General features: G+C 72.2%; 16 protein-coding genes. 8 read left to right on the top strand and 8 right to left on the bottom strand.

What is annotated here, in order from left to right:
- Positions 1-97: 97 nt before the first annotated feature.
- From ACIBI9_RS29110 to ACIBI9_RS29095, 4 genes are read right to left on the bottom strand one after another with little or no spacing between them, the layout of a single operon-like run.
- Entirely contained in the window at positions 98-1,018 is a 921-nt protein-coding gene (locus ACIBI9_RS29110; RefSeq protein WP_397226258.1) for a hypothetical protein, read from the bottom strand.
- Positions 1,015-2,091, bottom strand: coding sequence for a hypothetical protein (locus ACIBI9_RS29105; RefSeq protein ID WP_397226256.1), 1,077 nt, complete (start codon positions 2,089-2,091; stop codon positions 1,015-1,017). The genes ACIBI9_RS29110 and ACIBI9_RS29105 overlap by 4 nt, the downstream gene beginning before the upstream one ends.
- Complete coding sequence (locus tag ACIBI9_RS29100; RefSeq protein ID WP_397226254.1) at positions 2,088-2,534, bottom strand: DUF4188 domain-containing protein; 447 nt, start codon at positions 2,532-2,534, stop codon at positions 2,088-2,090. The genes ACIBI9_RS29105 and ACIBI9_RS29100 overlap by 4 nt, the downstream gene beginning before the upstream one ends.
- Positions 2,531-4,075, bottom strand: a complete 1,545-nt coding sequence (locus ACIBI9_RS29095) for a phenylacetate--CoA ligase family protein (RefSeq protein ID WP_397226252.1) — start codon at positions 4,073-4,075, stop codon at positions 2,531-2,533. Before ACIBI9_RS29095 ends, ACIBI9_RS29100 begins: the two co-directional genes overlap by 4 nt.
- 105 nt (positions 4,076-4,180) lie before the next feature.
- Here ACIBI9_RS29095 and ACIBI9_RS29090 point away from each other — a divergent pair, with 105 nt between their 5' ends.
- From ACIBI9_RS29090 to ACIBI9_RS29080, 3 genes are read left to right on the top strand one after another with little or no spacing between them, the layout of a single operon-like run.
- Positions 4,181-4,573: a helix-turn-helix domain-containing protein gene (locus ACIBI9_RS29090; protein WP_397226250.1), complete on the top strand. Its 393-nt coding sequence runs from the start codon at positions 4,181-4,183 to the stop codon at positions 4,571-4,573.
- 5 nt (positions 4,574-4,578) lie between these two features.
- On the top strand, positions 4,579-4,707 hold the full coding sequence (locus tag ACIBI9_RS29085; protein WP_397226248.1) for a hypothetical protein: 129 nt from the start codon (positions 4,579-4,581) through the stop codon (positions 4,705-4,707).
- Complete coding sequence (locus ACIBI9_RS29080; RefSeq protein ID WP_397226247.1) at positions 4,700-5,041, top strand: DUF4180 domain-containing protein; 342 nt, start codon at positions 4,700-4,702, stop codon at positions 5,039-5,041. The genes ACIBI9_RS29085 and ACIBI9_RS29080 overlap by 8 nt, the downstream gene beginning before the upstream one ends.
- A 12-nt stretch (positions 5,042-5,053) precedes the next feature.
- Here the strand turns inward: ACIBI9_RS29080 and ACIBI9_RS29075 are convergent, their stop codons facing one another.
- Both ACIBI9_RS29075 and ACIBI9_RS29070 read right to left on the bottom strand, forming a co-directional pair.
- Positions 5,054-5,884, bottom strand: a complete 831-nt coding sequence (locus tag ACIBI9_RS29075) for an LLM class flavin-dependent oxidoreductase (RefSeq protein ID WP_397226245.1) — start codon at positions 5,882-5,884, stop codon at positions 5,054-5,056.
- 29 nt (positions 5,885-5,913) lie between these two features.
- Positions 5,914-6,720, bottom strand: a complete 807-nt coding sequence (locus tag ACIBI9_RS29070; RefSeq protein ID WP_397226243.1) for a nucleotidyltransferase domain-containing protein — start codon at positions 6,718-6,720, stop codon at positions 5,914-5,916.
- 168 nt (positions 6,721-6,888) lie between these two features.
- Here ACIBI9_RS29070 and ACIBI9_RS29065 point away from each other — a divergent pair, with 168 nt between their 5' ends.
- The 3 genes from ACIBI9_RS29065 (at position 6,889) to ACIBI9_RS29055 (ending at position 9,080) form a co-directional block, all read left to right on the top strand.
- Complete coding sequence (locus ACIBI9_RS29065) at positions 6,889-7,239, top strand: YciI family protein (protein ID WP_397226241.1); 351 nt, start codon at positions 6,889-6,891, stop codon at positions 7,237-7,239.
- A gap of 66 nt (positions 7,240-7,305) precedes the next feature.
- Positions 7,306-8,538, top strand: coding sequence for an RNA polymerase sigma factor (locus ACIBI9_RS29060; protein ID WP_397226239.1), 1,233 nt, complete (start codon positions 7,306-7,308; stop codon positions 8,536-8,538).
- A 59-nt stretch (positions 8,539-8,597) separates the two neighbouring features.
- Complete coding sequence (locus ACIBI9_RS29055) at positions 8,598-9,080, top strand: metallophosphoesterase family protein (RefSeq protein ID WP_397226237.1); 483 nt, start codon at positions 8,598-8,600, stop codon at positions 9,078-9,080.
- On the opposite strand, the gene ACIBI9_RS29050 is transcribed toward ACIBI9_RS29055, so the two are convergent.
- Positions 9,073-10,089, bottom strand: coding sequence for an ABC transporter substrate-binding protein (locus ACIBI9_RS29050; RefSeq protein ID WP_397226235.1), 1,017 nt, complete (start codon positions 10,087-10,089; stop codon positions 9,073-9,075). The two genes, ACIBI9_RS29055 and ACIBI9_RS29050, sit on opposite strands and share 8 nt — an antisense overlap.
- Before the next feature lie 308 nt (positions 10,090-10,397).
- Between ACIBI9_RS29050 and ACIBI9_RS29045 the strand changes: the two genes are divergently transcribed.
- On the top strand, positions 10,398-11,699 hold the full coding sequence (locus tag ACIBI9_RS29045) for an FAD-binding oxidoreductase (protein WP_397226233.1): 1,302 nt from the start codon (positions 10,398-10,400) through the stop codon (positions 11,697-11,699).
- Positions 11,700-11,811: 112 nt separating this feature from the next.
- Positions 11,812-12,471 (top strand): transcriptional repressor LexA, encoded by a 660-nt coding sequence (gene lexA / locus ACIBI9_RS29040; RefSeq protein WP_397226231.1) that lies wholly within the window; start codon positions 11,812-11,814, stop codon positions 12,469-12,471.
- Positions 12,472-12,481: 10 nt separating this feature from the next.
- Here the strand turns inward: lexA and ACIBI9_RS29035 are convergent, their stop codons facing one another.
- Complete coding sequence (locus tag ACIBI9_RS29035; protein WP_397226229.1) at positions 12,482-13,366, bottom strand: NAD(P)H-binding protein; 885 nt, start codon at positions 13,364-13,366, stop codon at positions 12,482-12,484.
- Positions 13,367-13,411 lie beyond the last annotated feature (45 nt).

The raw sequence follows: 13,411 nt of genomic DNA, 5'->3' as shown, positions 1-13,411 counted from the left end.
GCAGTGGCCGGAAGGGCGGGAGGCGGAGCGGTGGGAGGCGGAGCGGTGGGAGGCGGAGCGGTGGGAGGCGGTGGGAGGCGGTGGGAGGGCGGAGGGGTCAGGTTCGGAGGCGGGAGGAGGGGGTGGCGGGGGCGGTTGGGCGGCCGACTCGGGCCAGGTGGAGGAGGGTGCGGGGGTCTGCGACGCCCAGCCGGCCCGCGAGGGTCCGCCGGGTCGGCTCGCAGTCGATGATCTGGCTCAGCGGGTGCGTGGCATAGCCGTGGACGGACAGGGTGAGCCAGTGCCGCATCAGGACGCGCCCCACCTCCAGCTCGTCCTCGACCGCCCCCACCAGCACCAGGACGTCCCCGTCGTAGTCCAGCAGGTCGCGCGAGGCCCCGGCCAGCACCCTCGGCAGGCCCAGGCGACGCAGGGCCGGGTAGAGGGCCAGCGAGGCGCGCAGGCCGATGGCCTCCGCCCTGCTGAGGGACAGGGCCCGGTCGGTGAGGCCGTCGAGGAGGTAGCGGCGGTGGCGGCGGGTGAGCCGCAGCCAGGCGCGCAGCTCCCGCGTCACCTCCCGGTCCCCGAACTGGTGCAGGTCGGCCGCGTGCAGCAGGTCCGCGAGGTCGCGGCAGGCCAGCCGCCGCATCCCGGTCAGCTCCGCGACCAGGGAGCCCGGGAGGCGTCCCGGGTGGTACTCGCCGCGGTTGGCCCCGCGGGCCCGGACGTCGGCCGTCGTGAAGGGCGTCCGGTACGGCTGCGCGGCGGCGTACAGGACACCCACCCGCAGCGGCCCCGGATCGGGACGGAAGCCGACCGACAGGCCGGCGTCGGCGCAGACGATCAGGCAGCACTCCACGAACGCGCCCAGGCTCAGGCGCAGGTCGCGGCCCGTGGGGTCGCTGATGGGCAGGGCGCGGGACGGGTCCCAGCCGACCTCGGCCCCGTCGGCCGTGTAGGTGAGGGTCCAGGGCTGGGTGTTGTGGGCGCTGGGGGCACGCCAGAAGTCCGGCTCCAGCGGCCGCAGCCGGTCTTTCACGCCGTCAGGCCCTTCTCGTAGAAGGTGTAGCCGTGCAGGGGGCGGCCGCCCATCGCGGTGTACTGGGCGGCGGAGCCGGGGTTCGTGCGCTCGACGTACGTGCTGCGCAGCGCCCGGTAGCCGCCCCGGCGCAGCCCTTCGTGCAGCTCCCGGGACAGCAGCCGCATGTAGCCGTGGCCCTGCTCCCCGGGGACCGTGCCCTTGATGATGAGCACGGCCTCGCTGCGGTAGCGGGAGCGGGTGGCCAGCAGGCGGAGCTGGTTCAGGAAGTGGAGATTGCCACGAATTTTCGCGATAAATCGCGAAATGTCGGGCAAGCACAGCACGAACGCGACCGGCCGCTCCCCCTTCGTCAGGTACAGCAGCAACGACTCGTCCAGCAGGTACGCCAGCCCGTCCGTCTGCGCCGCGAGCTGCTCCGCCGAGATCTCCGTGTAGTAGCCGAGCTGCGCGAAGCTGGCGTTCAGCATCTCCCGCAGGATCGGCAGCTGCTCCGCCACGCGCCGCCGGTCGCCCCGGTGCACGCGCAGCCCCTCGGCCGCGATCCGCCCGTCGTCGAACGCGAACACCGCCTCGTCCGGCACCGGGCAGATCCAGGTGTCGGACTCGAAGCGGCGCGCGAAGCCGTGCGCCTCGTACGCGATGGGGTAGTACGGGTGGTTCCAGGCGCTGTCGATGAAGCCGCGCTCGTCGAAGCCGGAGGTGATGACGCCGCCCGACTGGTTGGGCAGCAGCGACACCGGCCCGAACACCGCCTCCTTCCCGGCGGCGCGCCCGGCCGCGAGGATGCTGTCGAACAGCTCCCCCGCCGCCTCCTCCGCGAACTCGGTCAGCCCGAACAGCTGCGTGGCCCGGCCCAGCTTGGCGTCCAGCGCGGCGTCGGTGTGCAGCGTGGTCCGCGCGACCACGCGCCCGCGCCGCCTGAGCAGGAACAGCCGTACCCCTTGCCGGTGCCACGTGCGTACCTGCGCGTGCAGCGGCGGGATGAAGCGCGGCTCGCCCGCGTAGACGCGGTCGGTCAGCGAGAGGAAGTCGCGCAGGTCGCGGCGGCTCTCGACGGGATGCAGCGTCACCCGCGCCTCACCCGGGGACCCTCGCCGTCCTCCACGGACAGCGGGGTGAACGTCTCGATGTGCGCCATCGGCCCGCCCTCCGCGCGCCAGATCCCGTTGCTGTAGCCCTCCGGCTCGGCGTTGTAGAGCCGGATGTAGCCGCCGGTGGCGTTCCTGGTGCCGTCCGTCACCCACTGCATGAGCTTGCGGTGGTGGCGGCTGCGGGCGAAGCGCAGCAGCGCGTCGCGGTCCTCGAAGAACGCGAGCGTGCCCAGCGTGAACGGGAACTCCCAGTAGACCTTGTGCCAGCAGTAGCCGCGCATCCGCTTCATGTCCCGCACCATGCGGAACCACGTCAGGGTGAGCGTGAATATCGACAGCGGCCCCCGGTAGCGGGTCGCGCCGACGAACATCGCCGTCGCCCGCCCCTGCGGCGGTGCCTTGCTGAAGTCCGTGGTCCTCATGCGTCCTTCACCAGGTAGACGTTCTTCATCTTCGTGAAGCCGGCGAACGGCCCCTCGCCCGGGTCGAAGACCTTGACGCGCAGGTCGGCGGCCGTCGGGTCCTCCTTGAGCGACTCGGCGAAGTCGCGCGAGACGGCGCTCAGGTGGGCGACCACGCCCTTGCGGCAGATCTCGGCGAGCTCATCGCGGTCGGCGGCGCCTGGGCCGCGCAGCTCGATGTTGATCACTGGGCGGTACTCCAGGCCCGGCAGCTCCTCCAGCGACAGGCAGAACCGGTTGATCGCGGCCGCGTACGGATTGCCCTGGTAGAGGCCGTACTCGACGTCCTGCGGATACAGGTTGGCCCCCATGTAGGAGATCGTCGAGTCCTTGCGCCCGAACAGGAACAGCAGCGGCAGGTTCATCCGCTCGTCGGTCCAGGCTCGCTCGTACTCGTCGGCGCCGAGCGCCCGCCTGACGTCGGCGAGGGTGTGCAGCCTGGCCTCGTCGCCGACGTTGTAGCGGAGCTTGGGCTGCAGGCAGCTCTTGGTGTTGATGGTGCACAGCAGCTCGCCCTCGCCGTTGACCTCCAGGAACGTCTCCAGCGGGTTGTAGTGGAAGATCATCGGCAGCCGCTGCTCCCCCGGCCCGAGTAAGAGATCGCGCAGCCGCTGGTCGGTGGCCAGGCGCTTGCGCAGCCACACGCTGAACCCGCTCTCCGCGCCCATCCCGATCGTCAGGTCGCTGGCGCCGTATCCGGAGCGGACCTCCTCGAAGCGCTCCTCCAGGTAGTCGCGCAGCGCCTCGGTCATGCCCTCGCCGCCGACCATGCCGCGGATGCGGTAGTCCCGCCACGGGAAGCCGCTCTCGTCCAGGCGGTCGCGCAGGTGCTTGAGGAACGGCGGGTACGCGGCCACCACGTAGTCGTAGCCGGGCCCGAAGTGCTCCAGCGTGTCGGCGATCTTCTCCAGGTCGGGACCGGTGTTCTTGACCATCGCGACGCGCGCCATGGCCGTGCCGGTGGTGGTGCCGGTGGCCCAGGCGCCCATCGAGTACGCGTTGATCACGAACAGCCGGTCACCGGGGAAGACCAGCTCGATGTAGCCGGCCGCGTTGCGGTAGATGCCCTTGAGCTCGCGCGGCCCGCGTACCCAGTTGTACGGCTTGCCGCTGGACCCCGACGACTCGTCCACGATCACGCCGGGCCGGTGCAGCTTCCCCTCCTGGCAGCGGCTCTCCTCGTCATAGACGGCGGCGTAGTTCTGCTTGCTGGTCTCCGGGAAGTCCGCCAGCCTCCTGGCGTGCTCGGCGCCGTTCGCCCGCACGAAGTGCCGGTATGCGGGCACGTCCACGGCGGCGAACTGGCAGGCCAGCCTGGCGTGCCGGGCCGCCAGCCAGTCGAAGGCGGGGTGGTAGCTCCGGGCGACGAGCCGCCAGATGGCGGGGTGCATCGCGCCCAGCCGGTACGCGCCGGTCAGGGACCAGGAGTAGGCCTGGAGGCGGGCCCTCCGCCAGCGCTGGCGGACGGTGAGCGGCCCGAGAGCCGGGCTGAGGCGGGTCATGAACGGTGAGACTAGTGGGCCGGATAGAAGATCGCTTTACGCCCACTTTCACCGCTTTCCTACCTTCCCTATCCTTCCCTGTTGTGTGCCATCATAGGGAGCGATATGGAGCGTTACACCGTCGAACAGGTAGCCACCCTGCTGGGGTTGCACGTCAAGACCGTGCGCAACTACGTACGCGACGGGCGGCTGCCGGCCGTGCGCATCGGCAAGCAGTACCGGATCGCCAAGGAGGACCTGGCGGCCTTCACCGGCACGCCGCTCGGCGCGCCCCGCCGCGCGGAGGTGTCGAGCATCGTGCAGATCGACGGCATCGCCAGGGGCGACATGGACCGGGTCAGCACGATGGTCATGGCAGCGCTGGCGAGCCGGCCCCATGGCCTGCGCGTGGAGTTCGTCTACGACGAGGAGCGCGAGCACCTGAAGGTCATCGTGCTGGGCGGCCTGGAGGAGAGCGCCCAGGTCCTGAGGATCGTCGACGCGCTGGTGCGGGAGTGAGGCCCATGGCCGGGATCCGCGCCTCGCCTGAGGGCGCGCGGCCCCGCCGCGGCAAGCTGCCGCCCGGCACCGGGCACCTGCTCCCCGCCCGCACCCGAGAGATCATGGACTTCCTGGAGACCGCACATGCTTGACGACCGCGTATACGTCTGCGACCCGCACGGCGAGCCGCTGCGCGAGACCCGCGACGCGCTCGACCTCCTAGGCGAGGCCTTCGGGCGGGGCTCGACCTGGGTGGCCGTCCCCGCCGAGCGGCTGCACGACGACTTCTTCGCGCTGCGCACGGGCGTGGCGGGCGAGATCGCGCAGAAGTTCGTCAACTACCGCGTCGGCCTGGCCGTCGTGGGGGACATCTCCCGCTTCACCGCCGCCAGCTCGGCACTGCGCGACTGGGTGTCCGAGTCGAACCGGGGCGAGCACATCTGGTTCGTCGGCGACCTGGAGGAGCTGGCGGCGCGGTTGCCCTGAGGCGCGGCTCCTTCAGCGGCGGCGGGCGGCCACGGCGGCGAGCATCTCCCAGGCCGCCTCGGGGTGCAGCGTCTCGTCCGGGTCCGTGTGGAACGGATCGAGGACGACCGTCTCCGCGCCGAGCAGCCGCAGCTCCTCCAGGTCGGCCATGACCTGCTCGATCGTGCCCTCGCCGGCGCGCCGCTCCGCCGGCGGGGAGTCGGTGATCCGCAGCAGGATCCTGGGCGCCAGGGCGGGCACCGGCCGGCCCTCCTCGGCGGCGATCTCCTTCAGGCGCGACCAGTTCTCGCGCAACGAGGGGAGGGTGCTCCTGAGCGGGTGCCACCCCTCGCCGTAGCGCACCGCCCTGCGCAGGCCCGCGTCGCTGCCGCCGCCGACCCAGATCGGCACGCCGCCGGAACGGTAGTCGCCCTCGTCGGCCCAGGCGGCGCGGATGGCGGCGAGGTATTCGTCGGTCACCTTGCCGCGCCGCTCGTACGCCGCCCCGAGCGCCTCGAACTCCTGCCGCGCCCACCCGATCCCCACGCCCAGCACCAGCCGCCCGCCGCTGAGATCGTTGAGGTTGGCCGCCATGCGGGCGACGAGCAGCGGGTGGCGGTACGGCACGATGAGCACCGTGGTGCCGAGCCCGATCCGGGTGGTGGAGCCGGCGAGCCAGGCCAGCGTCGTGAACGGTTCGTAGAACGGCGCGGGATACTGCTCGGCGACGTCAGAGGTGATCGCCACGTGGTCGGAGACCATGAGCAGGTCGTATCCGAGCCCCTCGACCGTCCGCGCCCAGCTGCGCAGCACGTCGGGATTGGTGCCGGGGCCGAAATTGGGAACGTTCACACCTATTCGCACCGGGTCAGGTTATCCCAGCGATCATCGCGTCAGCCGCACGCGGCTCGCACGTCCGCCACGAGGCCCGCCGCGGCCTCGATCGTACGGGCGATCTCCTCCGGGGTGCGCCCCACCTCCGCCAGCAGCGCCTGGGCCCGCTCGCCGAAGCCGGGCGGGGCGGAGGTGAGCCGGGCGGCCGAGGCGACCATGCCCTTCTCGTTGATCAGCCAGGCGCCGTCGGCGGCGTGCAGGGCGTGGCAGACGACTCCGACGGCGCGGAAGAGCGAGCCGGCCGCGTACGCCGGGTCCTGGCCCTTGGCGCCGTAGCCGCCGATCATCAGGGCGAAATCGGCCTCCCACAGCCCCCTGATCAGAGCCTGGCGCAGCGCGGGCGGGTATGCGTCCGTGATGTCCCGCCGGAGGGCGGCGAGCTCGCCAGTGGGGTCGGCGAGGACCTGGCACAGGGCGACCTCGCCGGCGTAGGCGTGCGAGTAGAAGCCGAGGGGGTGTCCGACCTGGAAGCCGATCTCGTAGCGGCCCTGGCGGCAGTCGTCCCAGACGCGGTGGACGCGGTCGAGGTCGCGGTAGATCCAGTCGACCCGCCGGCCGTCCACGGTGAGCCAGCCGCCGCCGTCCACCCACGGCCCCCAGCCGCCCGGCTCGGTCACCTCGGTCGGCTCCCCCGCCAGGGCGCGCAGGGCGTCCACGTCGAGCGGGCCCCGGTAGTAGAGGCCGAGGTCGATGTCGGAGTCCGGCCGGTGCGTGCCGCGCGCCCGGCTGCCGCCCAGGACGACGGCCACCACACCGGGCACCTCGGCCAGTCGGGCGGCTATGGCGTGGATGTCCGGCTCCTGCACGGGTCGATCTTAGAACCTCCCGGCCCGGGGGCGTCGGGTGCGTCCGCCTCGCCGGTGGCGCGCTAGGCTTCTAAGCTCGCACAGAACGGCCTTCACCGGCGTCCGGGGCCCTTGAGCCGGGGCGTCCATACAGTTCGGCCGACCGATCGCGCGAATGGCGAGTGACCCATGAAGTACATGCTGATGATCTACACCAACCCCGCCGCCCAGGAGGCGATCGCCGGTGGCGTCGACGCGGTGATGGCGGAGGTCGACGCGCTGATGAAGGAGCTGCGCGAGAGCGGCGAGCTGGTCGGCGGGATGGCGCTCGACGGCCCGGCCGCCGCCAGGACCGTGAAGGTGCGCGACGGGGCGCCCGCGATCACCGACGGGCCCTTCCTGGAGGCCAAGGAGCACCTGGCCGGCTACCTGGTCGTCGACTGCGCCGATGTCGAGCGGGCCACGGAGATCGCCGCCCGCTGGCCGGACGCGCGGCTGTGCGCGATGGAGGTGTGGCCGGTCATCGACGAGGTGGCATGACCGGCGGAAAGACAGGTGCGCGGGGCGGCGGAAGATGAGCGGGCAGAAGGGCGTCGGGGGGCGGGTGTGAGCGAGGTCGAGGGGCTGCTGCGGGAGCTGGCGCCGCAGGTGCTGGGCGTGATCGTACGGCGGTACGAGCAGTTCGACCTGGCCGAGGACGCCGTGCAGGAGGCCCTGCTCGACGCGGCCGTGCAGTGGCCCGAGCAGGGGCTGCCCGGCAACCCGCGGGCCTGGCTGATCACGGTCGCCTCGCGCCGGCTCATCGACCAGGTACGCAGCGAGCACGCGCGCCGGAACAGGGAGGAGAGCGTCGCGGTCAGCGTGCCGGCCGACGAGTTCACGGCTCCGGCGCCCGGCGAGGAGCGGCCCGGCGATCACGACGACACGCTGACGCTGCTGTTCCTGTGCTGCCACCCGTCGCTGTCGCAGGCCTCGCAGCTGGCGCTCACGCTGCGGGCCGTGGGCGGGCTGACGACGGCGCAGATCGCCAGCGCGTTCCTGGTGCCGGAGGCGACGATGGCGCAGCGCATCAGCCGGGCCAAGCAGCGCATCAAGGCGACCGGCGTGCCGTTCCGGCCCCCGCCCGAGGGCGAGCGGGAGGAGCGGCTGCGCGTGGTGCTGCACGTGCTCTACCTGATCTTCAACGAGGGCTACACCGCCACCTCGGGGCCGCAGCTGCTGCGGGCCGAGCTGACCGGTGAGGCGATCAGGCTCACCAGGGCCGTGCGCCGGCTGCTGCCCGGCGACGGTGAGGTCGCGGGGCTGCTGGCGCTCATGCTGCTCACCGAGGCGCGCCGGCCCGCGCGCACCGGCCCCGGCGGGGAGCTGGTCCCGCTCGCCGAGCAGGACCGGAGCCTGTGGGACCACGGGCTCATCGACGAGGGCGTCAAGCTGGTCAGCACCGCCCTGTCCACCAGCGCGCTCGGCCCCTACCAGCTCCAGGCGGCCATCGCCGCCGTGCACGACGAGGCGCCCAGCGCCGATGAGACGGACTGGCCGCAGATCCTGGCGCTGTACGGGGTGCTGTCCAGCCTCGACGACAACCCGGTGGTCAAGCTCAACCACGCGGTGGCCGTGGCCATGGTGCGGGGGCCGCGGGCCGGGCTCGACCTGCTCGACCGCCTGGCCGCCGACGAGCGCATGGCCGGGCACCACCGGCCGGCCGCGGTGCGCGCGCACCTGCTGGAGATGGCGGGCGACCTGGCGGCGGCGGTGGAGGCGTACCGCGAGGCGGCCCGGCGTACCACCAGCCTGCCCGAGCAGCGATACCTGGAGAGCCGGGCCTCCCGCTTGTCCTGACGACGATTGCGGAGGAGCGCTGAGCGGTCGATCGGACGAGGAGCGGGCAGGGGACGGTCGTGAGAGTCGTCGTGTTGTCGGACACGCACGCGCCCAGGCGCTGGCGTTCCTGCCCGCCCCGCGTCGCCGAGCACCTGCGCGGCGCGGACGCCATCCTGCACGCGGGTGACGTCTGCGTGGCGTCCGTGCTGGACGAACTGGCCGCGTACGCCCCCGTCCACGTCGTGAAGGGCAACAACGACGGCCCGGACGTGGTGGCGCCGGAGACGCTGGAGCTGACCCTGGACGGGCTGCGGATCGGCATGATCCACGACAGCGGCCCGGCCAAGGGGCGCATGGACCGCCTGCGGCGCCGCTTCCCTCAGGCGGACCTGGTCGTCTTCGGCCACTCGCACATCCCGCTGGACGAGTCGGGCGACCGCCTGCGCATCTTCAACCCCGGCTCCCCCACCGACCGCCGCCGCCAGCCGCACGGCACGCTGGGCCTGCTCACCATCGAGGACGGCGTCCTGACCGGCGCCGAGATCGTGCCCGTCACTTGACGACGTCGTCGCGGGCCTGCTCCAGGTTGGTCTTCAGCTCCTCCATGACCTTGGCGTACCCGAGGTAGCTGTAGCGCTCGGCCGCGTGCCACGGGTAGAGCTGGCCCGCCCTGACCGCCGGGAGCTTGGCCCAGGTCGGCTTCCCGGCCATCTCCTCGATCTTCATCGACTGCGTGCGGGCGTCCACGAGGATCACGTCGGCCTGGTACTTGTCGGCGTTCTCCCAGCTGACCACCTCCCAGAAGCCGCCTTCGCTCTCGGTGGGCCTGGCCGGGTGGACGATGTTCAGCCCCAGCTCCCCCCAGTACTTGATGTCGGGGTGGTCCGGCAGGTAGGCGACGTAGAGGTTGTCGGGCGTGGCGGTGACGACCATGACCTTGAGGTCGGGCCTGGCGGCGGCGAGGGTCCTGAGGGCGGCGCTCGCCGCGTCGAAGCGGTTCTTGGCCTCGACCACGGGCGCCGCCTTCGGGTCCGCGCCGAGCGCGGCGGCGAGCTGTCCGTACCTCTCGATGATCTCCACGAGGGGCTTGCCGCTGAGCTGCACGCCGGCCGACGGGGCGATCTGGTCGACCGCCTGGACGGACTCCTCGGGGACGTACCAGAGCGTGTTCTTCTGGTACATGCCCGCCACCAGCAGGTCAGGCCGGAGCGAGGCGTACTTCTCGACGTTGAACTCGCCCCACACGTTCCCGATCGACTCGACCTTGGCGATGTCCACCTCGCCCACCTCGGGGTCCCGGCCGCCGTCCTTGAGCCGGTGCGGGCCGAACACCGCGACGGGCCGCACGCCGAAGTCCCACAGCGCGGCCGCCGCCCCCGACTGGGCGACCACGCGCTGCGGCCGGCTCGGGAGGGAGATGTTCTTGCCGCGGTCGTCGGTCCAGGTCCAGGTGCCCTGTCCCGAGGCGGGGGCGGCGGCGGGCGGCGGGGCCGTCCCGCCACAGGCGCTGACGCCGATCGCGGCGGCGACGCCGACGGCGGCCAGGGTGCGTCGCGGGACAGTGGGCATGAGCGCTCCTCGCTGGGCAGGCTTCCCGAACAAGATCTTAGATTAGCCTTACCTAACTTGGAAGCCCTACGAGGTCTGATCATCTCTCCGTGGTGCTCTGCCGTACGACCGGCGGTGTAGTACGAGTGGCGGCGGCCCGCCGGATCGTACGTCCCGCGGCGTACCGGAGACGGGGACGCCGGGCGGATTCTGTCACCGCCGCTTGCGAGGATCCTCGGGACTTAAGGGCCGCGGTAAGTCCACGGGAACAAAGCCGTAAGCGCCCTCCAGCACAGTGATCTCAGATCACAGGAGAGAAGGGCCGAGAGATGAGCCAGCCGTACACCGTCCAGGACGAGATCACGCTCCCCGGGTTCGCCGGGACCGTCCACCTGCCGGGCGAGGCCGGGTACGAGGAGCTGCGCCGCTCGCTCAACCCGCGCGTGGACGCCCGCCCGGCCCTGGTGGCCGAGGCGTACGGGGTGGCAGACCTGCGCGGCGCGCTGCTGGCGGCGCGGCACCACGGGGTCCCGTTCGCGGTGCAGGCGACCGGGCACGGCACGCACGAGGCGTGCGACGGCGGCGTCCTGGTCAGGACCTCCCCCATGGCTTCGGTCCTGGTGGACCCGGACCGGCGGATCGCCCGGGTGGGGCCGGGGGCGCGCTGGGGCGAGGTGGTCGCGGCCGCCGCGCCGTTCGGGCTGGCGCCGCTGTCGGGGTCGTCGCCGTCGGTCGGCGTCACCGGCTACACGCTCGGCGGCGGGCTCGGGTGGCTGGCGCGCAAGCACGGGTTCGCGGCCGACAGCGTGGTGCGCGCCGAGGTGCTGCTGGCCGACGGCCGGCACGTCGTGGCGAGCGCGGACAGCCACCCCGAGCTGTTCTGGGCGTTGCGCGGCGGCGGTGGCGGGTTCGGCGTCGTCACCTCGCTGGAGTTCCGCCTCCACCCGGTCGAGCGGGTGTTCTCGGGGTTCGCGTACTTCCCGATCGAGGCGGCGGCCGAGACGCTGACCGCGTACCGGAGCTGGATCGAGGACGCCCCTGACGAGATCAGCACGGCGGTGGTGCTCAGGCGGATGCCCGAGGACGCGCCGGAGCCGGTGCGCGGCAGGCACGTCGTCATGGTCAAGGTGGTGCACGCCGGCGAGGCCGAGGAGGCCAGGCGGCTGCTCGCGCCGCTGTGGCGGGCGGCCGGCAGTGCGACAGGCGGGGCGCTGCTGGACGAGACGCGCCCCAGCACGTACGCGGCCACCTCCATGGGCGGCACGCCCAACCGGCACATGGACATGTTCGAGACGGTGCCCGACGAGGTGATCGGCACGCTGGTGCGGGCCGCGGAGCAAGCGCAGACCGTGGAGATCCGCCACTGGGGCGGCGCCATGGCCCGCCCGGGCCAGGACGCCGGCCCGGTCAGCCACCGTGGCACGAAGCTGTCGGTCATCGTGGACACCGTCGTGCCGGGGCTGGCGGAGGAGCTGCGCCCCCACGCCAACGGCGGGACGTTCCTCAACTTCCTGGCCGACCCCGAAAGGACGGCGGCGGCGTTCACGACCGGTGACTTCCGGCGGCTGCGCGAGGTCAAGCGGGCCTACGACCCGGACGGCTTCTTCCGCGTCGGCCACGTCACCCGTTGAGCACGCGGCCAAGGCGACGAATGGGCCGAACAGGGACACATCCAGGGCAGGATCGTGCTCCAAGTGACCGGCCAGGTGTGCCGCGGCCGGGCCTGCCTCTAGCATTTCGCAGATGACCACCTACGACGATCCTGACGCGTTCGAGTACCTGGACTTCTCGGCTCTGCCGCCGCGCCAGCAGCGGATCCTGGCCATGATCCGGGACTGGGTGGTCAGGTACGGATATCCCCCGGGCACGCGCGAGATCGGCCACGCGGTCGGGCTGCGGTCGTCCTCCTCGGTGTCGAAGCACTTGAAGAGCCTGGAGGAGAAGGGGTTCCTGCGACGGGGCGCGACCATGACCCGGCCGATCGACGTGCGCCTGTTCCTGCGGGCCTCGGCGCCGGAGCCCGCAGGCGACGTGGTGAGCGTGCCCGTGGTCGGCGACATCGCCGCGGGCACCCCCATCCTGGCCGACGAGTACATGGACGACACGCTCACCCTGCCCCGCGACCTCACCGGGCGCGGCACCGTGTTCGCCCTGCGCGTGCGGGGCGACTCGATGATCGACGCCGCGATCTGCGACGGCGACATCGTCGTGGTACGGCAGCAGCCCGAGGCCCACTCGGGCCAGATCGTCGCCGCGATGATCGACGGTGAGGCCACGGTCAAGGTGTTCCGCCGGCGGGGCGGGCACGTCTTCCTCGAACCGCGCAACTCCGCCTACGACGTCATCGACGGCGACGGCGCCGTGGTGCTGGGCATCGTGGTCTCGGTCCTGCGCAGCGTGTGAGCACCCCAGGTCAGGCGAGGACGGCAGGCTTGAGCACGTCCTCGCACCACTGGCGGAAGCTGGTGGGGGTGCTCGCCCGAGGCGTGCGTACGGCGCCGTTGTCGAGGCCGGCGTCCTTGGCCAGCGCCATGTCGAGCATCCCCTGGGCCATGGCTTCGGACATCCCCGACTCCACCAGCCCGGCCTTGAACGCTTCGCCCGACAGCCGCTCGAAGCGGATCGGGCGGCCCAGCACCTCGGACATGATCTGTGCCATGTCCTCGAAGGAAAGGTCCTCGGGGCCGAGCACCGGGACCTCCTCGACGCCGCTCCAGGCGCCGTCGAGCAGCAGGTCGGCGGCGACCGCGGCGATGTCGCGGGTGGCGCAGCTCGGAGCCTTGTGGTCGCCGGAGATAGGCGAGGTGAACATGGACCGGTCCCTGATCAGCTCGATCTGGCGCAGCAAATTGTCCATGAACGAGGGCATCGCCAGCCCCCGGTAGCTCACGCCCGTGCTCGCGATCAGGTCGTCCATGGCGAGGGACGCCGTCACGTACCCGGCGTTCCCGGCCACCGCCGTCCCGCGGCCCAGGGCCGAGACTCCCACCACCCGCTCGACCCCCTGGGCCACGATGGCCTCGCACGCGGGGCGGCTGAAGCCGACGTAGGCGGCATCGACGCTCGCGGAGCGACGGTCCGACGGCACCAGCCAGAAGACGGTGCGGGCGCCCGCGAACGCCTTGGTGACCACGTCGAGGTCACGGTGCGAGCCCTCGACGACCTCGGCGTACGCGCGCACCGCGGCGGGGAGCCGGGCGGGGTCGCGCGCGATCACGCGGGTGGGTGCGCCGGCGGCCATGAGGCGGTCGAGGACCTGGCGGCCGATCTTACCGGTGGGCGTAGTGACGACGATCATGAAAGCCCCCTGGAGGGAAGTGTTGACGGGAAGAACGGGAGCCCA

It is taken from the genome of Nonomuraea sp. NPDC050451 (assembly GCF_044458585.1).
Note: the sequence above shows the minus strand (reverse complement) of the source record. Positions and strands in the feature narration are given on the sequence as shown.

Coding starts and splice junctions, on each gene's coding strand:
- ACIBI9_RS29100 (WP_397226254.1), bottom strand. CDS start 2,534: ATGAGGACCACGGACTTCAGCAAGGCACCGCCGCAGGGGCGGGCGACG.
- ACIBI9_RS29095 (WP_397226252.1), bottom strand. CDS start 4,075: ATGACCCGCCTCAGCCCGGCTCTCGGGCCGCTCACCGTCCGCCAGCGC.
- ACIBI9_RS29090 (WP_397226250.1), top strand. CDS start 4,181: ATGGAGCGTTACACCGTCGAACAGGTAGCCACCCTGCTGGGGTTGCAC.
- ACIBI9_RS29085 (WP_397226248.1), top strand. CDS start 4,579: ATGGCCGGGATCCGCGCCTCGCCTGAGGGCGCGCGGCCCCGCCGCGGC.
- ACIBI9_RS29080 (WP_397226247.1), top strand. CDS start 4,700: ATGCTTGACGACCGCGTATACGTCTGCGACCCGCACGGCGAGCCGCTG.
- ACIBI9_RS29065 (WP_397226241.1), top strand. CDS start 6,889: ATGAAGTACATGCTGATGATCTACACCAACCCCGCCGCCCAGGAGGCG.
- ACIBI9_RS29050 (WP_397226235.1), bottom strand. CDS start 10,089: ATGCCCACTGTCCCGCGACGCACCCTGGCCGCCGTCGGCGTCGCCGCC.
- ACIBI9_RS29045 (WP_397226233.1), top strand. CDS start 10,398: ATGAGCCAGCCGTACACCGTCCAGGACGAGATCACGCTCCCCGGGTTC.
- lexA (WP_397226231.1), top strand. CDS start 11,812: ATGACCACCTACGACGATCCTGACGCGTTCGAGTACCTGGACTTCTCG.
- ACIBI9_RS29035 (WP_397226229.1), bottom strand. CDS start 13,366: ATGATCGTCGTCACTACGCCCACCGGTAAGATCGGCCGCCAGGTCCTC.